The following is a 20,896-nucleotide window of genomic DNA, read 5'->3' as shown; positions in this document are numbered from 1 at the left end:
TGGATCAGCCAGCACGTTGCATGAGAATTTCCACTGCAGGCAAAGTCTTGCCTTCCAGGAACTCCAGGAAAGCGCCGCCGCCCGTCGAGATATAGCTGATTTTATCCGTAATGTCGTATTTGGCAATCGCCGCCAGGGTGTCGCCACCGCCGGCGATCGAGAATGCTTTCGACTCGGCAATGGCCAAGGCCAGGGTCTTGGTGCCGTTGCCGAACTGGTCGAACTCGAACACGCCAACGGGGCCGTTCCACACGATGGTGCCGGCGGCGGCGATCTGCTGCGCCAGCAGGGCCGCCGTTTTCGGGCCGATATCGAGAATCATGTCGTCATCCGCCACGTCGGCCACGTCCTTGACGGTGGCGGCGGCTGTGGGCGAAAACTCCTTGGCGCACACGACGTCGACGGGAATCGGCACTTGCGCGCCCCGTTTGGCCATGATGTCGATGATGGCTTTCGCTTCGTCGACGAGTTCCGCTTCCACCAGCGACTTGCCGACATTCAAGCCAACGGCTTTCATGAAGGTGTTGGCGATGCCGCCACCGACGATCAGGTTATCGACCTTGTCGGACAGGGCTTTCAGGATGGTCAGCTTGCTCGATACTTTCGAACCAGCAACAATGGCCAGCAATGGACGGGCCGGCGCGTGCAGCGCTTTCCCCAGCGCATCGAGTTCGGCGGCCAGCAGCGGGCCGGCGCAGGCGACAGGGGCGAACTTGGCGATGCCGTGTGTGGACGCCTCGGCGCGGTGGGCCGTGCCAAACGCGTCATTGACGTAGATATCGCACAATTTCGCCATTTTTTGCGCCAGCTCATCGCTGTTTTTCTTTTCGCCCTTGTTGACGCGCACGTTTTCCAGCAGGACCACCTGGCCGGCGGCCAGGTTTTCCAGGCCGGCGCCATCGACCCAGTCTTGTTTCAGTGCAACTTCCTGGCCCAGCAGCTCGGACAGGCGGGCCGCCACGGGCGCCAGGCTGTCGGCCGGCTTGAACTCGCCTTCCGTCGGACGGCCCAGGTGCGACGTCACCATGACGGCGGCGCCAGCGTCGAGGGCGGCACGGATGGCCGGCACCGAAGCGCGGATGCGCGTATCTTCGGTGATCTTGCCACTGTCATCTTGCGGGACGTTCAGGTCGGCGCGGATAAACACGCGCTTGCCTTGCAGTGCATTTTGGGCGATCAAATCTTGCAGACGGATGAAGTTGAGAACAGCTGACATGGCGATCCAGATGACGAGTGGAAGGAAGTGCGCTATTTTACCGCAATGACCAGACCAAATCCCCGATTTGTCCTGCTTTACTGAAAAACGTGCAACAGTCGCAAGCCCGTGAAAACCAGCATGCCGAAGACGATGGTTTGCAGCATATTGCGGCGGATCACGAAAAAGAGCGTGGCGGCAATACCCGACAAGAGTTTCAGATTCGACAACTCCAAGTGGATTTGCTGCCCCTCCATCAGCATGTCGGGCGCGATGATGGCCGCCAGCGCGCAGGCCGGCGCATAGCGCAGCATCTCGCCCACGCGGCGCGGAATGGTGATGTGGTGGCCGATCAGCCAGAAGGTGCTGCGCGTGGCGGCCGTGGCCACCACCAGCACGGCGATGGCGATCCACACGTCGCTCCTGCCCCAGGCTATGCCGTCAAACATGGCGTTTTGTCCATTTTTCTGTCAATTCTTCCACGGCCATGGCGCTGACCATGCCCACCACCACGGCCACCAGCAAGCCCAGTTTATAGGGCAGGCTGAAGGCCAGCACGGCGACCGCGCCCGCCACCAGCACACCGCACAGGGCGGCGCGGCTGAGGATCAGCGGTATCGTCACACACAGGATCGCCAGGGTCCCGGCAAAGCCCAGACCCCATTCGGCCGGCACGATAGCGCCCAGCACGATGCCGATGAAGGAACCGGTTTGCCAGGCCAGCCAGTTGGGGTAGATCAAGCCTTTCAGGAAAGGCAGTTTGGCCGGGTCCGGCGTTTCATGCGGGTAGCGCTGCAGGAACAGGCCCACGGTGATGTCGCCCGCCACATAGCCAAGCGCAAAGCGCTGGCGCCACGGCAAATGGGCGAAATGGGGGGCCAGCAGCACGGAAAAGATAACAAACCGCAAATTGACGACGAGGGCCGTGGCGAAGATCACCCACACGGGCGCTTGCGCGGCCAGCAGGGGCAAGGACGCGAGCTGGGCCGAGCCGGCAAAGACAAACAGGGTCATGGCCCCCGCCTGCGCCACGCTCAGGCCGCTTTTCACCATGGCCACGCCCACCACCATGCCCCAGGCGGCGATGCCCAGCAGGGTGGGCGCGCCCAGGTTCAGGCCGGCGCGCCAGGCATCTTTCAGCAAGGCATCGTCGTTGGGGGCCGGGACGGCGTTCACGCGGGTGTTCACGCGAGTCCCCGGCAGGCTGAGTGTGGTAACTGCACAACAATGGTGCAAGACGACATGGGCGGCAACGGTGATACCGGCAAGGCAAATCCAGTCAGTGTGGCGCTGCAGCTGCCATATTTCCGCGAAAACCCGCGCCGCAGCCGAAGATGATCAAGCCGCCATTTTAGCCATGATTTTTGCTGTCTGCCTGAATCCGTTAAAATCGTGCTTTTGGCAGCAGCCGAATTCCATCCATACAGCCTCACGGAGCATGACAAGATGACAAAAACCACCCAGCCAGCGGTCGAACTCGACAGTAAAGACTTGCCAGCCCACTGCCCTAACCCGGCCATGCCGCTGTGGTCGTCGCATCCGCGCGTGTTCCTGGAATTCAACAAAGACGGTATCGCCAAGTGCCCGTACTGCGGCACGGCCTACACCCTGAAGGAAGGCGCCAGCGCCGGCCACCATTAAACTGCCCAGCGGCGCGCCCCCAGCGCGCCGTTTTCATTTGCACCTGTCATCTATACCGCTCAAGCCGGAGTCGTCATGAAACGTCTGAAAGAACTCAATGGCAGCGCCGCCGAAGTCGAAACGGCGTTCTACGATGCCTTGCACCGCGCCGACCTCGAAGCGCTGATGGCGCTATGGGCGGACGATGAAGAGATCGTCTGCATCCACCCGGGCGGCGCGCGCCTGATCGGCCATGCCGCCATCCGCGCCTCGTGGGAAACCATCCTGGCGGGCGGCGGCCTGCACATCGTGCCGGCGCAGCTGCATGAAACGCACAATCTGATGAGTTCGGTGCACACCGTCATCGAAGGCGTCACCCAGGAAGAAGGCGGCCCGGCGCACTTGCTGGCGACGAATGTGTACGTGAAAACCCCGCGCGGCTGGCGCATTGTGCTGCACCACGCCTCCATCGCCCCCGGTGGCGCGCCGGCCGACGTTGCGGGGACGCAGATCCTGCACTGATGTCTTTGCCGCTTATTGACAACGCCCCCTACACCGCCCCGCTGTGGCTGCCAGGCGGCCACGCGCAGACGATTTATCCTGCCGTGTGCCTCGCCAAGCCGGCCGTGGCCTTCCGCCGTGAACGCTGGCAAGCGCCCGATGGCGACTTCGTCGACGTCGACCTGGTCGACGGCCAGCCGGGCCAGCCCTTCGTGCTGCTGTTCCACGGCCTGGAAGGCTCGTCGAACAGCCATTACGCGCGCGCCCTGATGGCCGAGGTGGCCGCGCGCGGCTGGTCGGGCGCCGTGCCGCATTTTCGCGGCTGCTCGGGTGAAGCGAATCTGGCGCCCCGCTTCTACCATTCGGGCGATGCGCAGGAAGTGGACTGGATCGTGCAGCGCCTGCGCCCACGCGCCACGGGAAAATTCTACGCGGCCGGCGTCTCGCTGGGCGGCAACGCCCTGCTGTGCTGGCTGGGCCAGTCGCAGCACCAGGCCGATTTCATCGATGCGGCCGCCGCCGTGTCGGCTCCTCTTGATCTGGCGCAAGGGGGCAAGGCCCTGTCATCGGGCGCCAACCGGCTCTACACGCGCATGTTCCTGAACACGCTCAAACCCAAATGCCTGGCCAAGCTGGAACAGTTTCCCGGGCTGTTTGCGCGCGACGCCATGCTGGCCGCGCGCGACTTGCACGCCTTCGACAATGTCGTCACGGCGCCCCTGCACGGCTACCGCGACGCCGACGATTACTGGCACCGCGCCAGCGCCAAGCACGTCTTGCAGGACATCACCGTGCCGACCCTGGTGCTGAACGCGCAAAACGACCCCTTCCTGCCCGGGCGCTTCCTGCCGCACAGCGCCGCGCCGACGGTCACGCTCGAGTATCCGCGCCACGGCGGCCACGTCGGCTTTGCGGCAGGTAAGTTACCGGGAAGCACACGCTGGCTGCCGCAGCGCCTGCTCCATTTTTTGAAGGCGGCAACACGGCGCCATCGACGCCGCAAAGCTGTCACGCTGGCAGTTCGCAAACGCACACGGAAAACGCTACACATGGATGAACTCGTCAAGCAGGCCCTGGCCAAATGGCCGAACGTACCGCACTGCTACGGCTGGCTGGGCCTGGACGCGCGCGGCCACTGGCGCATGCGCGACCAGCATGCGCAACAGCGACAACTGCCTGGCGACAAGATCGCCCACGAGGCCCTACTGGGATTTATCAACCGCAATTACGGCCATGACGAACGCGGCTGCTGGTTCTTCCAGAACGGCCCGCAGCGCGTGTATGTAAATCTGGAAGCGACACCCTACATCGCCCGCAGCGACCCGCGGCACGGTTTTGTCTTGCAGACGGGCGCGCCGCTGGAACAGATCGAGCAGGTGTATTGGTGCGACAACGGCGTCTTGATCTTGCGCAACGATCATATCGTGGCGCAGGTCGATGACCGCGACATGGCGCAAGTGCTGGACGCCCTGCACGTCGATGGCCAGGCGGCCAGCGACGAGGCCTTGCTGGCGTGGCTGGAAGAGCGCCGGGGCAAGCTGACTCTATTACATGACGACAAGGAGATCGCCGTGCAGCCGCTGCGCTACGACGCCGTGCCGCAAACCTTCGACTTCCAGCCGATGCCGCAAGCCGAATAGGCGTCAGCCCTTCTGGTCCTTGATCTGTTCGCGGCGCTTTTCCTGCAATTCGCGCTCGCGCGCATCGATCACGGCCTGGTCATAGAAGGTCGCATCCGTCGACTTGCGGGCGATCGTCAGCTGGTCCAGCGCGGCCATGGTGGCGCCCTGCAGCACGTAGGATTCGGCCAGCGCCATGTGCTGCAAGGTCATCTTGCCCTGCTCCGCATAGGCTTTCGCCAGTAAATCGTACAGTTCCGGCTCTTCCTTGTAGAGCTGCACCTGCTCGCGCAGGTACAAGGTTGCCTGCTCCAGCTTGCCGGCAGCCATCAGCGCTTCCGCATACTGGTGGGCAATGCCGCGCGAGAGGGGAAACTGCTGGCGCGCAGAGTCCGCCGCCTTCAGGGCTTGCGGCGCCACTTCCTTCTTTTGCGCCGGCATCAACAGCACTTCCAGCCCCATCGCCGCCAGCAGGGAATTGGGGGCCTGCGTGCCGCCCGATGTGAACACGTTGGGTCCGGCCGGCTGGTGCAGGGCCGCATTGGCCGCATCGAGCTCCTTTTGCGCCTCCGCCGGCTTGCCCTGCTTGACGGCGACAAAGGACAAGCCGTAATGGGCGGCCGTCACCTGGAAGCGGCTTTGCTGTTCCAGCTGCGTCTTGAAGACGGCCTTGGCGTTCAGCAGGCCTTGCACGCTTTCATCCTGCAGCACGCGGGCGCGCGCCCGGGCCAGGTGAAAACTCAGGCTGTCCGCACGCTGCTTGTAGGGCTGCTCGCGGATGCGCGCCTGGATGTCGGCGATGCGTTCCGTCGTCAGCGGGTGGGTTTGCAGGTAGGCGGGCATCAGGTCGCTGTACGAACGGCTGGCCGCCTGCATGCGGCCGAAGAAGGCCACCATGCCGGTGGTGTCGAAACCGGCTTCGCCCATGATCTGGAAACCGATGCGGTCGGCCTCGCGCTCGGCGTCGCGGCCGAAATTGAGCTGGCGCTGGATGGCCAGGCCCTGGCCGGCGGCAAACACGCCCATGGCCACGTCGCCGCCCGCGCGCGAAGCGAGCGCCGCCAGCAGCATGGCCGCCAGCGGCATCAGGGCATCCTGGCGCTGCTGGCCCAGCATGCGCGCGATATGGCGCTGCGCCACGTGGCCGATCTCGTGCGACAGCACGGAAGCCAGTTCCGCCTCCGTTTGCGCCGCCAGCACGAGGGCCGAGTGCACGCCGATGAAACCGCCCGGCAAGGCAAACGCATTCAACTGGGGATCGCGCACGGCAAAGAAGAAATAGTCGTAATTCGTTTCGCCGCGCACGCTGGGGCGCGCCGCCACGAGGGCGTTGCCGAAGGTATTCAGGTATTCGAGCAAGGGCGCGTCGTCGAGATAGTCGCGGTCGCCGCGGATGCCGCGCATGATTTCCTCGCCGATCTTGCGCTCCATCGCCGGCGACAGGTCTTCGCGCGACGTATCGCCCAGGTTCGGCAGATTCGGCGCCGGCGGCACGGCCAGCGGCGTCCAGCTGCCGGCAGGCTTGGCTGCCGCGCCGGCGGCCGGCGCCGCAGGCGCGGACGTATAGGTTTGCGCCAGCGCAAACGGCGCCGCCAGCCACAATGCCGCCAGCATGGATGCGCGCCGGGAGCCGCGCAACCATGCCGTGCCGGCGTTTTCAGGGACGATCGGAAGGGGAGTTTTTGAATTCACGGGTGCTATCATACCTTGTTAGCGGCGCCCATTCCCACGCGACATGCCAGTGGCATGACGTGGTGGCCGGACGTGCCGCGCCCCCGTTCCCTCATCTATTTTGACGCCATGACAACAGCAGACAAGCAAGCCCCCGCCGGGGAACTGACCCATTTCGACGCCACGGGCCAGGCCCATATGGTGGATGTGGGCAGCAAGGAAGAGACGCGCCGCAGCGCCGTGGCCGCCGGCACCATCCGCATGCAGCCCGCCACCCTGGCATTGATCATTTCCGGCAATGCGAAAAAGGGCGACGTGCTGGGCATCGCCCGCATCGCCGCCATCATGGGCGCCAAGCGCACCAGCGACCTGATTCCCCTGTGCCACCCGCTGGCGCTCACGCGCGTCACCGTCGATTTCGATGTGGATGAAGCGGCCAACAGCGTGCATTGCCGCGCCCAGGTCGACACGACGGGCAAGACGGGCGTGGAGATGGAAGCGCTGACGTCGGTGCAGATCGGCTTGCTGACGATCTACGACATGTGCAAGGCCGTCGACCGGGGCATGGTCATGACGAATGTGCGCGTGCTGGAAAAGCATGGCGGCAAGTCGGGCGATTGGACGGCGGCAGTGTGAATTTCAGCGGCAAGCAGACGCGCTGAATTAACACGTAGGATCGTGGAGACTCTGTGCCACACCGGCACAGACGTGGCGCTTTCATGAAGACGGGCAAGGCCACCGGCACCATGTCGGCTATCGCTGGGCCAAAGGCATGAGGGCCGTTTAATTTTCACGCAAATATTTCATGGGATTGCTGCTCAAACAGCATATGCTGATTACGTCGGCTCATTCAAGAGCAGCTTTCATCGAATCAAGCCACATCGACGACATTTTTTCCTGTCCTTTTTCGTTTAGATGACAAGCATCAAACCTATACTCATCACCCAGCAAATTAGTGTTTGGTCCGGGATAACGCTTCAAATCAGGGGCATTGCCAAACTTTAGTTGAGCAGATTCGATATTGCGATCATATGCCCCGCAACGAGAATGTACCGCAATCATCCAGCGCTTCACCTTGACTTTACCATTGACGTAGTCGATTACCTCACCCAATCGTTGGATATATAAATCCTTATCGGTACCATAATCCGAGGAACCTTGATGCCAAAAAGCAAAATCAAAATTAATTCCCAGTGCCTGGATTAGTCCAATTGCGCTATTGAGCTTTCCAAAAGCAAGACCACCAACCTGCCAATCTGCCACTTTAGTTCCACCTACACCAATCGGCATGAATACAACTTTACGCGCGATACCGCCCACAATAAGCTTTTTTCCCAGCGGCACCCACATGGATCCTTTATTGCAGTCGGCCCACTCAAAAGGATCGCTTGCATTTTTTATTGTTCCATCTTTGCCTACCTGAAATACATTATCCGCCGCAGGATAAACATGCTCATTGCAATTCGACGATATCGATTGACCGATGACCAGAATCCGTAGTTCCGGCAAGGGATCCGGGATAACGGGGGTAACTGGAATGACAGGGGTGACGGGGGGTACAGGGGTAACTGGAATGGCAGGAGGGACGGGTATGGTGGGTATGACGGGGGTGGGGGTGACAGGGATGACTGGAGTAATCGGGGCGACAGGAGTGACGGGAATAATCACAGGAGTATCAGGAGCATTGCCAGTACCACCACCGCACGCAACAATTATCAAACAGCAAGGTACCAGAAGAAGATACTTAGACAACCGAAGATTTTTCATCATTGAAGTCATTTTGACATCCATAGAAAAATATCACGTCTCACGCATACGGTGCCCGCAAGCTTCCACTTTCACGTCATCTCCCACTCCTGCATGGGTAAAATTGGAATATTGCTCATACGCTGCAGAAATAACTAACAACACACCATAAAATATATCAATCAAAAACTCTCGTTATTGATAAAAATCGAAGATGTGTCTTATGGAAATAAATAGTATTGCGGTCTTCGCATGCGTCTATTCAAAGTGTCAAAAAACCAGAGGTAGCTACTGATATGCAGGAGGAATATGGCGTCCAGGCTTGCTGCGCCACTTGATACAAAGGTAGTGGCAGCAAATAGCTGACGCTCCGTGCAGATCGGCTTGTTGACGATCTATGACATGTGCAAGGCCGTCGACCGGGGCATGGTCATGACCAACGTGCGCGTGCTGGAGAAGCATGGGGGCAAGTCGGGCGATTGGCACGCCGAGGTGTCATTATGCTGCCTGGCGCGCCAGCTGGCCCCGGACGCGGCGCAAGTCGCACAGCAGCCAGATGGCACTGGCCAGGCACAGCACGATGATGGCCATGGACAGGGGCAAGTGGAACTGTTCCTGCCCTGCCAGCGCAAAGCCGGCATGGATCAGGCACGTTCCCACGCCCAGCGCGGCGCAGACACAAGCATACAGGGGCGCTCGCGGGGTGGCCAACAGCACGTGCCGGTAACCGGCCAGCACCACGGCGATCGCCGCCAGATTGAATATCAGGAAACCCTGTATGCCGCCTGGCACATGAAACATCTCCCACTCTTTCCAGTAGGCAGCATCGATTTGATGCAGGATCAGGCACAACATGGTCCAAAAATAGCTGCGTGGCATAAAATTTACATTCGTCAGTATTGACGCAATTGTAAAGCCTGCAACGCGCAGCGGGACCTGTCCATGGCACTTTTCGATATCAATATGAAATTCATTGATATAAATGCTTTTTCATCAAGAAATCATGCATACTGCGAGTCGACCATATCCACATGAGCATCGCATGACAAGCAACAAGCCCGCCGCGGAAAGCAAGCTCCAGGACTTCGAATTCGAAGCCATGAATCTGCAGGTGGGAGGACGCATTCAGTTCATCACGCACCGCACCATCAAACCCATCCAGCATTTCTCGACCGTGATCGGTTATGTGAAAGACGAGTACCTGATCGTCAAGATTCCCATGGAAAATGGCGCCTCCATCGTGCTCAACGAGGGCGACAAGCTGACCATCCGTGTGTTTTCCGGCGTCACCGTCTGTTCGTTTGCGTGCAGCGTGCTGCGCATCTTCGGCCGGCCGCTCCATTACGTGCACCTGAGCTTTCCCGACACCATCCAGGGCACCAGCCTGCGCACGGCCATGCGCGTGAAAGTGGAGATCCCGGCGCAGCTGAGCTACCGCGACGTGGCGGCCGTGCCCGTATTCATCGTCAACCTCAGCGTGTCGGGCGCGCTGATCGAGGCGCCCGGCATGCTCACGCCCGATGACGACGGCGTGGCGCTCAGCTTTACCCTGCTGGTGCAGCCGAACAAGCATCAGATGCGCGTCAACACGCGCGCCCGCATCCAGAACGTCAGCGTGGGCAAGCCGTCGAATGGCCATGCCGCCGACGCAGCCGAAATCTATACATATGGCGTGCAATTCATCGACCTGGAACCGACCCACTACACCCTGTTGCAAAACCTTACCTATGAAGCGCTGATCGCGGACCGGCAAAAAATCGTCTGATACCCGGCTGGCAAGCGCCGCTTACAGGGTCGGGGTCACGTCGGGAATGTTGTTTTTGATAATCGCTTCCTTCGCCGCCAGATTCGTCACGGTGGTGCTGTTGAACCAGCTCAGGCTACTGGTACCCGGCTTCATGGTCATCGTCACGCTTTGCCCACCGATCCCCGTACCCAGGTCGGCAGCGAGGGTCAGCACGATATTCCCCTTGTCCACAGTGGCGCTCGCCACTTCGCGCGTGGCACTGAACACGGGAATGGAACTTGGTACGCTCTCGGTGGGCGTGCTGCAGGCGGCCGCCTCGCCCCCATTTTCCTGCACGCACAGGGCCACGGCCGTTTTCAACGGTGCGGCGGCGGCCAGCACGTTGCTGACCTTGGCCCGCATCGTATAGTCGCCGTACTGGGGAATGGCCACGGCCGCCAGGATGCCGGCGATGGCCACCACGATCATCAGTTCTATCAGGGTAAATCCGCTTTGCGCGCGCATCGCATCCTCCCGGAGTGCAGTTGGTCATGCCCTTCACAGTGCAAGCGCCATGCCAGCGGCGCGCCCGGGCAGCGGCGGTACACATGGAAAGAAAAGCGACACATTTGGGCGCTATCGGACCAGCGCCGTCCGCTCAGGCCGGAAAACGGCCTGTCTTGCGGACAAAAAAAGGAGCCGAAGCTCCTTTTTTGTACTACGGTCAGCGGGCTGAAATTACAGCATGGCTTTCAGCAGACGCGCCATTTCCGACGGGTTCTTGGTCACGGTGATGCCGCAAGCTTCCATGATTTCCAGCTTGGCTTGTGCCGTATCGGCGCCGCCCGAGATCAGCGCGCCGGCGTGGCCCATACGCTTGCCTGGAGGAGCCGTCACGCCAGCGATGAAGCCGACGACCGGTTTTTTCATGTTGTCTTTGATCCAATAAGCCGCGTTGGCTTCGTCCGGACCGCCGATTTCGCCGATCATGATGACCGCGTCGGTATCTGGATCGTCATTGAACATCTTCATGATGTCGATGTGCTTCAGACCGTTGATCGGGTCGCCGCCGATGCCGACTGCCGACGATTGGCCCAGACCCAGTGCGGTCAGTTGACCCACTGCTTCATAGGTCAGGGTGCCCGAACGCGATACGACGCCGATACGGCCCTTCTTGTGGATGTGACCTGGCATGATGCCGATCTTGATTTCGTCTGGCGTGATCAGGCCTGGGCAGTTAGGGCCCAGCAGCAAGGTCTTGCTGCCAGCTTTCGCCATGCGGTCCTTCAGGGCCATCATGTCGCGGACAGGAATGCCTTCGGTGATGCAAATGGCCAGATCCATTTCAGCTTCGACAGCTTCCCAGATCGCCGCTGCCGCGCCTGCTGGCGGTACGTAGATCACGGAAACGTTGGCGCCGGTTTCTTTTTTCGCTTCGGTAACGTTAGCGAAAATAGGAATGCCTTCGAAATCTTCGCCGGCTTTCTTCGGGTTCACGCCTGCCACGAAGGCAGCTTTGCCGTTCGCGTAGTCGCGGCAACCGCGGGTGTGGAACTGGCCGGTCTTGCCGGTGATCCCTTGGGTAACGACTTTGGTATCTTTATTGATCAGAATGGACATGTTGATTCCTTAATTAAGCTTGACCGGCAGCAGCGGCAACGACGCTCTTGGCTGCATCTTCCATGGTGTCGGCTGCGATGATAGGCAGACCGGAATCGGCCAGCATCTTTTTGCCCAGGTCTTCGTTGGTGCCCTTCATGCGCACGACCAGCGGTACGTTCAGCGAGACGGCTTTCACTGCGGCGATGACGCCTTCAGCGATCACGTCGCAACGCATGATGCCGCCGAAAATGTTCACCAGGATGGCTTTCAGGCCTGGGTTTTTCAGCATGATCTTGAACGCTTCGGTCACTTTTTCTGCCGTGGCGCCGCCGCCGACGTCCAGGAAGTTGGCTGGCTCGCCGCCGAACAGCTTGATGGTGTCCATGGTGGCCATGGCCAGGCCGGCGCCGTTCACCAGGCAACCGATGTTGCCGTCGAGCGAGATGTAAGCCAGGTCGAATTTCGACGCTTCGATTTCAGCTGGATCTTCTTCATCCAGATCGCGCAGGGCGACGATTTCCGGATGACGGAACAGGGCGTTCGGGTCGAAGTTGAACTTGGCGTCCAGGGCGATGACCTTGCCGCTGCCGGTGACGATCAGCGGGTTGATCTCGGCCAGCGAGCAATCGGTTTCCCAGTAGGCTTTGTACAGGCCTTGCAGGTTGACGCGGGCGTCGGCGATGGAACCGGCAGGCACGCCGATCTTGGCGGCGATGTCGTCTGCCTGGGCATCGGTCAGGCCTGTGCCCGGATCGATGGTGACGTGATGGATCTTCTCAGGGTGGCTCTCGGCCACTTCTTCGATGTCCATGCCGCCTTCGGACGATGCCATCAGGACGATTTTCTGGGTAACGCGGTCGGTGACCAGCGAAACGTACAGTTCCTGTTTGATGTCGGCGCCTTCTTCCACCAGCAGGCGGTTGACTTTCTGGCCTTCGGCGCTGGTCTGATGCGTGATCAGCTGCATGCCCATGATCTGGTCAGCGTATTCCTTGACCTGTTCCATCGATTTTGCCACTTTCACGCCGCCGCCCTTGCCGCGGCCACCTGCGTGGATCTGCGCCTTGACAACCCACACCGGGCCGCCCAGGGTTTCCGCAGCCTTGACGGCTTCTTCGACGGACATGCACGGAATACCGCGTGGTACCGTCACTCCGTGCTGCCGGAGGATTTCTTTGGCTTGATACTCATGGATTTTCATGCTGGCTTCCCTTCTGATACTGATTTGTAAAAATACGGTTAGTGGTGCAAAAAAACAGGAAAAACAGCGCCGGGATCACACCTTGGCTACCCAGCGCGGGTAATACTGTGCAACCGCCCCGCCATCGGTGCGCAGGGCGTGGCATTTGTCGAGTTGGAACGGCTTTTCATGCGACAAGTCAGCATTCGCACCGTCACGGGTCGACCAGACATCGCCGGCAAATGCCTGAACCGTCGCAGTCGGCAAGACTTGCGCCAATTCGGTCAAATGGGTACAGCCAGCGATTCCCGCCAGGCGCTGTTTCAAGTCGCGGCGGAAATTCTTCAATAGGTTCAAACCGATCAGCGCCCTGTAAGCGGGGCCGATGGTATCGCAAAAACCGGGATAGGGCACGGCATCGGAGGCGGCTTCGGCCTCGACAATGGTCAGTTCGCGATCGACGGTAATGCGTAAATGGAGGTCATGCAGAGGGGCGCCGGCGGGACGGGGGCCGGAGGCCAGGGTCGCGTCATAGCTTTTGATATCGGTGATATGGGCGTCAATATCCCACAGGCCGTCGTCGCGCATATACGCTTGGACGTCGATAACGCGGGAGTGCCGTAGGGCGCGCCGGGATACGGGAGTTGACAGGGGCATAAGACCGATGCCGCTTGCGCGGCCATAATTTAGTAAGCAGCCATGTGCCTAAAGCACTCTGTTCGCAGCTTCTACGAACAGCAACCGCACCTGCGGCGCCGCAAAAACCCTAAAAGTGTAGCACAGTAGGCGCCGGTTGCGCCGCAACATAATTTTTCATTGCTTTGATAAAAACATTTCAAAGTATAAAGAACTCACATGGAAATTGAGCCTGTTATCACGGGCGGTGATGATAGATATGACCGATGGGCGCCGCGAAACACCTGACCGAATGGCTGCGCCGGCGCAGCCCACGGCGGCACGGTCAGGCCCGGCCCCACGCAGCGCAACAATATGCCATCCGATCGAAAGGCTGGCGGCGAGGAAAGTGAACTTGCCAGTAAAACAATGATCTGGAGCAAGGCTGCCTGGCAGGCAAGGCACGGGGCAGCGACGAACTGTTGCAGAAGGAACACAGCGGGACCGGAGGGACGGCCAGCGGCGCGCGCCTAGTCGTCTTCCGGCTCCAGCCCCTTCAAGGCCGCCTGCACGGCACGCTGGGAAAAGCCGCGCTGCATCAGGAAGCGCATCTGCTTGTTGCGCTGTTCCGCATCCTGCGCCACCTGGCCAAACTTGCGGCGCCACACCTCGCAGGCGCGCGCCACTTCCCCTTCGGCCAGGCCCGCCTTGAGTTCCTGCAACGCTTCGCCGCCTATGCCATGGCTTTGCAGTTCCGCCATGATGCGGCTGTTGCCGAAGCGGGCCGAGCGGCGGTGGATCAAGGACTCGGAAAACCGCTCCTGCGACAGCCAGTTGGCTTGCTCCAGGCTGTCGAGCAAGGCTTCCACGTCGTCGCCCTCCTGCGCATGGCGCTGCAGCTTGCGCCGCAATTCCATGCGGCTGTGTTCGCGCATCGACAAAAAGCGTAGCGCCCTGCCCTTCAGGCTTAGTTGTACTGCGGCCATACACCCACCTTGTCTTTCATTCCACGATCACATCACCCAAACACAATCGCCGCCCGGCGCAACAGCGCGGGACGGCGATCATGGTCACACCTTGCAGCAAGCCATGCGTAGGCCGGATTAGGCCCCTTGGGCCGTAATCCGACAACATTGTTGACGTCTGTGGTGTTGTCGGATTACGCGCGGCTTTGCCGCGCCAATCCGACCTACTCTGCCTTGGCTTCCGCAGCCTTGGCAGCCTTGTCGGCGGCCTTATCCGCTTTTTCCGGCTTTTCAGCGGCCAGCGGCGGCAGTTCGCGCACGCCCAGCGAAGCGCGGACCTTGTTTTCGATTTCGCGGGCCAGCGCCGGACGCTCTTGCAGGAAGGCGCGGGCGTTGTCCTTGCCCTGGCCGATGCGTTCGCCGTTGTAGCTGTACCACGAACCGGATTTTTCCACGATCTTGGCATCCGAACCCAGGTCCAGGATTTCGCCTTCGCGCGAGGTGCCGGCGCCGTACAGGATGTCGAAGTGCGCTTCCTTGAACGGCGGCGCGATCTTGTTCTTGACGACCTTGACCTTGGTTTCGTTGCCGATCACTTCATCGCCGGACTTGATCGAGCCCGTGCGGCGGATATCCAGGCGCACGGAGGCGTAGAATTTCAGCGCATTGCCGCCCGTGGTCGTTTCCGGGCTGCCGAACATCACACCGATCTTCATGCGGATCTGGTTGATGAAGATGACCAGGGTATTCGTGCGGTTGATGGAGCCGGTCAGCTTGCGCAGCGCTTGCGACATCAGACGCGCTTGCAAACCTGGCAGGGAATCACCCATGTCGCCTTCGATCTCGGCGCGTGGCGTCAGTGCCGCCACGGAGTCGATGACGACGAGGTCGACGCTGCCCGAACGCACGAGGGCGTCGCAGATTTCCAGCGCCTGCTCGCCCGTGTCCGGTTGCGAGATCAGCAATTCATGCAGGTTCACGCCCAGCTTTTGCGCGTAACCGACGTCCAGCGCGTGCTCGGCATCGATAAAGGCGCAGGTGCCGCCCAGTTTTTGCATTTCGGCGATGGTTTGCAGGGTCAGCGTGGTTTTACCCGACGATTCCGGACCGTAGATTTCCACCACGCGGCCGCGCGGCAAGCCGCCCACGCCCAGCGCGATATCGAGGCCGAGCGAACCGGTCGACACGACTTGCACTTCTTCGATCGGTGCGCTGGCATCCATGCGCATGACCGAACCTTTGCCAAACTGCTTCTCGATCTGCGCCAGTGCGGCGGCGAGCGCCTTGGCTTTTTCCGATGCGGGTACTACAGCTTTTTTATCGTCCATATGTTCTTTCAGCCGTTCTACAGGTGCGGATTCACGTGACGCATCTACGTGAACCGTGCAGCCTGCGATAGCGCCAGTGGGTTAAATTCTTTACACAGACAGTACTGTATAAAAAAACAGTGATCAATGCAAGCGGAACGTGGATTTGTTTTGAAACAGATCAATACAAGCCTGGTTTTTCACAAAAACTCGCCACCTTGCGGAAAATGAAACACAATACAAGCTTCTACCGCTGCAAGCATAGGAAGCCTCACCATGCGTATTTTACTTGCCGAAGATGACAGCGTGCTGGCCGATGGCCTGACCCGCTCGCTGCGCCAGTCCGGTTATGCGATCGACTACGTCAAGACCGGGCAGGAAGCCGATACGGCCCTGTCCACCCAGGAATTCGACCTGCTGATCCTCGATCTGGGCCTGCCGAAGATGTCCGGCCTGGAAGTGCTGCGCCGCCTGCGCGCGCGCGCCTCGCTGCTGCCCGTGCTGATCCTGACGGCCGCCGATTCCATCGAACAGCGCGTGAATGGCCTCGACCTCGGTGCCGACGATTATATGGCCAAGCCGTTCGCCCTGTCGGAACTGGAGGCAAGAGTGCGCGCCCTGACGCGCCGCGGCGCCGGCGGCGGCGCCACCATCATCAAGCACGGCCCCCTCAGCTATGACCAGGTGGGACGCAGCGCCTACATCAACGACCAGATGCTCGACCTGTCCGCGCGCGAACTGGGCTTGCTGGAAATCCTGCTGGGCCGCACCGGCCGGCTCGTCTCGAAAGAGCAGCTGGTCGACCACCTGTGCGAATGGGGCGAGGAAGTATCGAACAACGCCATCGAAGTATATGTGCACCGCCTGCGCAAGAAGATCGAGGTGGGCGGCGTGCGCATCGCCACCGTGCGCGGCCTCGGCTATTGCCTGGAAAAATATTCGGAAGCGGCGCGCCTGCAAGCCGAAGCGGGCGAGGCCGCCGCTCCTGCCAGCGGTCCCGCCAGCAAGTGAAGGCGCGCGAGGCGCCAGCGGACGAGCCGGACGACGACGACTGGTTCGAGCCGCCCACCACGGAGCAGGATGACACCATCGAGCATTCGCTGTTCGGCGAAATCCTCGACTGGATGCTGGCGCCCCTGCTGCTGCTGTGGCCGATGAGCATCGCCATCACCTATCTGGTGGCCAAGGGCATCGCCAATCAACCGTTCGACCATGCGCTGGAAGACAGCGTGACGGTGCTGACGCAACAGGTCAAGCAGGCCGATGGCGCGCTGCTGCGCCGTGCGCCGGACAAGAGCAGCAGCGGCCGCGACTTCCTGCGCGGCGACGATATCGACACCCTGTATTACCTGGTGGTGGGTCCGCACGGCGAATATCTCGACGGCGACCGCGACTTGCCGCCGCCGCAAGACCCCGACAAATACCGCAGCGGCATGGTGCTGTTTCGCAACGACACCATCCACGGCACGCCCGTGCGCGTGGCGTTCAGCTATCTCGATATTCCTGCCGGCAACGACGATGAGCCGAACCGCGCGCTGGTGCAAGTGGCCGAGACGCTGGAAAAGCGCGCCCAGCTGGCCAATGAAATCATCAAGGGCGTGATTTTGCCGCAGTTCATCATCCTGCCCGTGATCCTGGCCCTGGTCTGGTTTGCCCTGGCGCGCGGCCTGTCGCCGCTGGCGCAATTGCAGGAACGCATACGCGCCCGGCCGCCTGACGACCTCTCTCCCATCGAATCGGGCCAGGTGCCCGAGGAAATCACGCCGCTGGTCGGTTCGCTCAACGAGATGCTGGCGCGCCTGTCGCTGTCGATCGACATGCAGAAACGCTTCATCGCCGACGCGGCGCACCAGATGAAGACGCCGCTGGCCGGCATGCGCATGCAATCGGAGCTGGCCCTGCGCCAGACCGACCACGACGAGATCCACCGCTCGCTGCTGCAGCTGGCGAAAAGCTCGGAAGCGGCCACGCGCCTGGTCAACCAGCTGCTGGCCCTGGCGCGCGCGGAAAACCAGCCGCAGGCGGGCACGGCATTCGAGCCGATCGAACTGAGCGAACTGGCGCGCGGCGTGGTGCAAGACTGGGTGCAAGCCTCGTTTGCCCAGCATATCGACCTGGGCTTCGAACAGCCCGCGTATTCGATCATGATTTCCGGCAATGCCATGATGCTGCGCGAGCTGCTGAGCAATCTGATCGACAATGCCCTGCGCTACACGCCGTCGGGCGGCAGCGTCACGGTGCGCGTGCGCAGCACCCTGGAACTGGCCATCCTGGAAGTGGAAGATACGGGCCCCGGCATTGCGCCGGCCGAGCGGGCCCACGTATTCGAGCGCTTTTACCGCATTCTTGGCAGCAATGTCGACGGTAGCGGCCTGGGCCTGGCCATCGTGCGCGAGATTGCGCAGCAGCATGGCGCCGAAGTCGATATTTTTAACAATCCGCGCGCCACGTCGCCGAAGTTGCCAGGCACCCTGCTGCGCCTGAGCATCGCCCTGCTGTTGCCGGAAGCGCCAGAAGAGGATGACATCACGTATGGATAAACCCAGCCTTTCCGCAACGCCGCCGCAGCCGTCGCGCACGCCCGGCCCCGAGCTGCAGGCGCGCCGCGATGTGCACTGGCGCAAGACGCGGCGCCTGACGGCCATCCTGCTGCTGGTCTGGCTGCTGACGGGCTTCCTGACCGTGTTCTATGCGCGCGAGCTGTTGCACCTGAACCTGTTCGGCTGGCCCCTTCCCTTTTATATGGCGGCCCAGGGCGCCTCGCTCGTGTACCTGGCCATCATCGCCTTCTATGCCTGGCGCATGCGGCGCCTCGACCGGGCTTTCCATGCCGAGGAGCAAGCATGAGCGGCCAGCGCAGCTTCTTTGCGCGCCTGTGCCGCTACTACCTGCTGTTTACCGCCGGTTTCGCCGCCTTCCTGCTGGCCCTGTCGGTACTGGAACAGGAAGGCATGCCGCGCGCGTGGATCGGCTACCTGTTCATGCTCGTCACCATCACGCTGTACGCCACCATCGGCGTCATCAGCCGTACCTCGAACGTTACCGAATACTATGTGGCGGGGCGCCGGGTGCCGGCCATGTTCAACGGCATGGCCACGGCCGCCGACTGGATTTCGGCGGCCAGCTTCATCAGCCTGGCGGGCGGCCTGTACCTGAACGGCTTCGACGGCCTGGCCTTCATCATGGGCTGGACGGGCGGCTATTGCCTGGTGGCGCTATTGATCGCGCCCTACCTGCGCAAGTTCAGCCAATACACGATTCCCGATTTCCTCGCCGCGCGCTACGGCAGCGGCACCGACAAACGGGGCGCCAGCGTGCGCGTGGTGGCCGTGGCCGCCACCATCATCGTGTCGTTCACCTATGTCGTGGCGCAGATCTACGCCGTCGGCCTGATCGCCTCGCGCTTCACGGGCGTGGACTTTTCCGTCGGCATCTTCCTGGGCCTGGCCAGCATCCTCGTCTGTTCCTTTCTGGGCGGCATGCGCGCCATCACCTGGACGCAGGTGGCGCAGTACATCATCATCCTCGTCGCCTTTCTGATTCCCGCCATATGGCTGTCGGTCAAGCATGCGGACAATCCCGTGCCGCAGATCGCCTACGGCAAGGTGCTGCCGCAACTGAGCGCACGCGAACACGTGCTGGAAACGGACCCGAAAGAAAACGAAGTGCGCGCCATCTTCCGCCAGCGCGCGCAAAGCTACCAGGCGCGCATCGACGGCTTGCCCGGTTCCTGGGAGCAAGGCCGCCTGGCGGCCCAGCGCCAGCTCGACAGTTTGCGCCAGCGCAATACCTCGCTGTTCGACATCCGCAACGCGGAGCGCTACCTGATCGCCTATCCCAAGAGTCCCGACGAGGCACGCGTGCTGTGGCAGGCCGCGCAGGCGCAAAACCAGAAACGCGCCGAACCGATCATTCCGCACGCGCAGCCGTTTCCCGCCGCCGACCGGGAACAGTCCGACATCAAGCGCAACAATTTCCTGGCCCTCGTATTTTGCATGATGCTGGGCACGGCCGCCCTGCCCCACATCCTCATGCGATCGTACACCACGCCCTCCGTGCACGAAACGCGCGTGTCCGTGTTCTGGACCCTGTTCTTCATCCTGTTGATCTATCTCACGATTCCCGCGCTGGCCGTGCTGGTCAAGTACGATATCTACTCGGCGCTGGTGGGCACGCAATACGCGAACCTGCCCACCTGGGTGTCGTACTGGGCCAACGTGGACAAGCTCAGTCCCCTGATCAGCATCGTCGATGTCAACCGCGACGGCATCGTGCAACTGGCGGAAATCTCCATCGACGCCGACGTGCTGGTGCTGGCCACGCCCGAGATTGCCGGCCTGCCCTACGTGATTTCCGGCCTGGTGGCGGCCGGCGGCCTGGCCGCCGCCCTGTCGACGGCCGACGGTTTGCTGCTGGCCATCTCGAACGCCCTGTCGCACGACGTCTATTACAAGGTGGTCGATCCCAGCGCCTCGACGCAAAAGCGCGTGACGATTTCCAAACTGCTGCTACTGGCCGTGGCCTTCATCGCCGCCTATGCGGCCTCGCAAAAGCCGGCCGACATTTTGTCGCTGGTGGGCGTGGCCTTCTCCCTGGCCGCTTCGACCCTGTTCCCGCCGCTGGTGCTCGGTGTCTTCTGGCAACGCGCCAATTACCAGGGCGCGCTGGCCGGCATGCTGACGGGCTTTGGCGTCTGCCTGTACTACATGCTGCACACCAGCACCATGCTGGGAGGCAATGCCAGCGGTCAATGGTTCCATATCGCCCCGATTTCCGCCGGCATCTTCGGCGTGCCCGCCGGCCTGGCCGCCGCCATCCTCGTCAGCTGGCTGACGCCGGCGCCGGGACGGCGCAGCAGGGGACTGGTCGAGCATATCCGGGCGCCGGAATAACGGCCTGCTGCCTCAAACGTAAAAACAATGATAGCCTCTAGAAATAATGCATAAATAAATACCTTATTTACTAACCATCAAGGGATAAAATGATACCCGGCAAGGTCTCTCTTGAACGCTATATGGCGCTCACCCGCGTTGTGACTGCCTGCCTGTTGCTGGCCTTCGTATCGCCGCAGGCGCCCGCCCAAACGGCAGCCGCCAGCCCAGCGGCTGATGCCCCGTCAGGCATTGGCACCGCCGCTTTCTTTGATAAA

General features: G+C 61.3%; 21 protein-coding genes and 2 pseudogenes. 11 read left to right on the top strand and 12 right to left on the bottom strand.

Going from position 1 to position 20,896, the window contains the following annotated elements:
* Positions 1-4: 4 nt before the first annotated feature.
* The 3 genes from ACRHIG_RS06270 to ACRHIG_RS06260 form a co-directional block, all read right to left on the bottom strand.
* Positions 5-1,216 carry a phosphoglycerate kinase gene (locus ACRHIG_RS06270; RefSeq protein ID WP_489629671.1) on the bottom strand — a complete coding sequence of 404 codons (1,212 nt, stop codon included), beginning with the start codon at positions 1,214-1,216 and terminating at the stop codon, positions 5-7.
* Between the two features lie 77 nt (positions 1,217-1,293).
* A complete protein-coding gene (locus ACRHIG_RS06265) occupies positions 1,294-1,644 on the bottom strand; it encodes an AzlD domain-containing protein (RefSeq protein ID WP_326458733.1) in 351 nt (116 codons plus the stop codon).
* Positions 1,637-2,383 (bottom strand): AzlC family ABC transporter permease, encoded by a 747-nt coding sequence (locus tag ACRHIG_RS06260; protein ID WP_475417904.1) that lies wholly within the window; start codon positions 2,381-2,383, stop codon positions 1,637-1,639. The genes ACRHIG_RS06265 and ACRHIG_RS06260 overlap by 8 nt, the downstream gene beginning before the upstream one ends.
* A gap of 258 nt (positions 2,384-2,641) precedes the next feature.
* Here ACRHIG_RS06260 and ACRHIG_RS06255 point away from each other — a divergent pair, with 258 nt between their 5' ends.
* The 4 genes and pseudogenes from ACRHIG_RS06255 to ACRHIG_RS06240 all read left to right on the top strand — a co-directional run bounded on the left by ACRHIG_RS06255 (position 2,642) and on the right by ACRHIG_RS06240 (position 4,956).
* Entirely contained in the window at positions 2,642-2,836 is a 195-nt protein-coding gene (locus tag ACRHIG_RS06255) for a zinc-finger domain-containing protein (RefSeq protein ID WP_034780619.1), read from the top strand.
* A gap of 75 nt (positions 2,837-2,911) precedes the next feature.
* The gene (locus ACRHIG_RS06250; RefSeq protein WP_475417905.1) at positions 2,912-3,337 is read left to right on the top strand and encodes a YybH family protein; all 426 of its coding nucleotides are present in this window, start codon (positions 2,912-2,914) and stop codon (positions 3,335-3,337) included.
* Positions 3,337-4,299, top strand: a pseudogene (locus ACRHIG_RS06245) (YheT family hydrolase); the annotation flags it as partial. The gene ACRHIG_RS06250 and the pseudogene ACRHIG_RS06245, both read left to right, overlap by 1 nt.
* 66 nt (positions 4,300-4,365) lie before the next feature.
* Complete coding sequence (locus ACRHIG_RS06240) at positions 4,366-4,956, top strand: DUF2946 family protein (RefSeq protein ID WP_489630754.1); 591 nt, start codon at positions 4,366-4,368, stop codon at positions 4,954-4,956.
* A gap of 3 nt (positions 4,957-4,959) precedes the next feature.
* Here ACRHIG_RS06240 and ACRHIG_RS06235 read toward each other — a convergent pair whose 3' ends face one another.
* Positions 4,960-6,549, bottom strand: coding sequence for a M48 family metallopeptidase (locus ACRHIG_RS06235; RefSeq protein ID WP_475417908.1), 1,590 nt, complete (start codon positions 6,547-6,549; stop codon positions 4,960-4,962).
* A 186-nt stretch (positions 6,550-6,735) separates the two neighbouring features.
* On the opposite strand from ACRHIG_RS06235, the gene moaC reads away from it, so the two are divergent.
* Positions 6,736-7,242, top strand: coding sequence for a cyclic pyranopterin monophosphate synthase MoaC (moaC, locus tag ACRHIG_RS06230; RefSeq protein WP_475417910.1), 507 nt, complete (start codon positions 6,736-6,738; stop codon positions 7,240-7,242).
* Positions 7,243-7,452: 210 nt separating this feature from the next.
* Here the strand turns inward: moaC and ACRHIG_RS06225 are convergent, their stop codons facing one another.
* A complete protein-coding gene (locus ACRHIG_RS06225; protein WP_489629670.1) occupies positions 7,453-8,385 on the bottom strand; it encodes a sialate O-acetylesterase in 933 nt (310 codons plus the stop codon).
* A gap of 336 nt (positions 8,386-8,721) precedes the next feature.
* Between ACRHIG_RS06225 and ACRHIG_RS06220 the strand changes: the two are divergent.
* Positions 8,722-8,844: pseudogene (locus ACRHIG_RS06220) on the top strand (cyclic pyranopterin monophosphate synthase MoaC); the annotation flags it as partial.
* Between the two features lie 6 nt (positions 8,845-8,850).
* Here the strand turns inward: ACRHIG_RS06220 and ACRHIG_RS06215 are convergent.
* On the bottom strand, positions 8,851-9,231 hold the full coding sequence (locus tag ACRHIG_RS06215) for a DUF6713 family protein (RefSeq protein ID WP_489629669.1): 381 nt from the start codon (positions 9,229-9,231) through the stop codon (positions 8,851-8,853).
* 163 nt (positions 9,232-9,394) lie between these two features.
* On the opposite strand from ACRHIG_RS06215, the gene ACRHIG_RS06210 reads away from it, so the two are divergent.
* Positions 9,395-10,117: a flagellar brake protein gene (locus tag ACRHIG_RS06210; protein ID WP_489629668.1), complete on the top strand. Its 723-nt coding sequence runs from the start codon at positions 9,395-9,397 to the stop codon at positions 10,115-10,117.
* Positions 10,118-10,138: 21 nt separating this feature from the next.
* On the opposite strand, the gene ACRHIG_RS06205 is transcribed toward ACRHIG_RS06210, so the two are convergent.
* The 6 genes from ACRHIG_RS06205 to recA all read right to left on the bottom strand — a co-directional run bounded on the left by ACRHIG_RS06205 (position 10,139) and on the right by recA (position 15,768).
* Positions 10,139-10,603, bottom strand: a complete 465-nt coding sequence (locus ACRHIG_RS06205) for a pilin (protein WP_475417499.1) — start codon at positions 10,601-10,603, stop codon at positions 10,139-10,141.
* 213 nt (positions 10,604-10,816) lie between these two features.
* Complete coding sequence (gene sucD / locus ACRHIG_RS06200) at positions 10,817-11,698, bottom strand: succinate--CoA ligase subunit alpha (RefSeq protein WP_475417500.1); 882 nt, start codon at positions 11,696-11,698, stop codon at positions 10,817-10,819.
* A 13-nt stretch (positions 11,699-11,711) separates the two neighbouring features.
* Entirely contained in the window at positions 11,712-12,881 is a 1,170-nt protein-coding gene (gene sucC, locus ACRHIG_RS06195) for an ADP-forming succinate--CoA ligase subunit beta (protein WP_230539079.1), read from the bottom strand.
* A gap of 75 nt (positions 12,882-12,956) precedes the next feature.
* A complete protein-coding gene (locus ACRHIG_RS06190) occupies positions 12,957-13,517 on the bottom strand; it encodes a DUF2889 domain-containing protein (protein WP_475417501.1) in 561 nt (186 codons plus the stop codon).
* A gap of 488 nt (positions 13,518-14,005) precedes the next feature.
* Positions 14,006-14,461, bottom strand: coding sequence for a recombination regulator RecX (gene recX / locus ACRHIG_RS06185; protein WP_326458744.1), 456 nt, complete (start codon positions 14,459-14,461; stop codon positions 14,006-14,008).
* Positions 14,462-14,664: 203 nt separating this feature from the next.
* A complete protein-coding gene (gene recA / locus ACRHIG_RS06180) occupies positions 14,665-15,768 on the bottom strand; it encodes a recombinase RecA (protein WP_076565922.1) in 1,104 nt (367 codons plus the stop codon).
* A gap of 255 nt (positions 15,769-16,023) precedes the next feature.
* Between recA and ACRHIG_RS06175 the strand changes: the two genes are divergently transcribed.
* The 4 genes from ACRHIG_RS06175 to ACRHIG_RS06160 are packed head-to-tail and all read left to right on the top strand — an operon-like array spanning position 16,024 to position 20,639.
* Complete coding sequence (locus ACRHIG_RS06175; RefSeq protein ID WP_326458745.1) at positions 16,024-16,758, top strand: response regulator transcription factor; 735 nt, start codon at positions 16,024-16,026, stop codon at positions 16,756-16,758.
* A complete protein-coding gene (locus ACRHIG_RS06170) occupies positions 16,755-18,287 on the top strand; it encodes a sensor histidine kinase (protein ID WP_489629667.1) in 1,533 nt (510 codons plus the stop codon). The genes ACRHIG_RS06175 and ACRHIG_RS06170 overlap by 4 nt, the downstream gene beginning before the upstream one ends.
* Entirely contained in the window at positions 18,280-18,594 is a 315-nt protein-coding gene (locus tag ACRHIG_RS06165; protein WP_489629666.1) for a DUF4212 domain-containing protein, read from the top strand. The genes ACRHIG_RS06170 and ACRHIG_RS06165 overlap by 8 nt, the downstream gene beginning before the upstream one ends.
* On the top strand, positions 18,591-20,639 hold the full coding sequence (locus ACRHIG_RS06160; RefSeq protein WP_489629665.1) for a sodium:solute symporter family protein: 2,049 nt from the start codon (positions 18,591-18,593) through the stop codon (positions 20,637-20,639). The genes ACRHIG_RS06165 and ACRHIG_RS06160 overlap by 4 nt, the downstream gene beginning before the upstream one ends.
* Positions 20,640-20,896 lie beyond the last annotated feature (257 nt).

The sequence above is a fragment of the Janthinobacterium sp. C22 genome (assembly GCF_057919405.1).
Note: the sequence above shows the minus strand (reverse complement) of the source record. Positions and strands in the feature narration are given on the sequence as shown.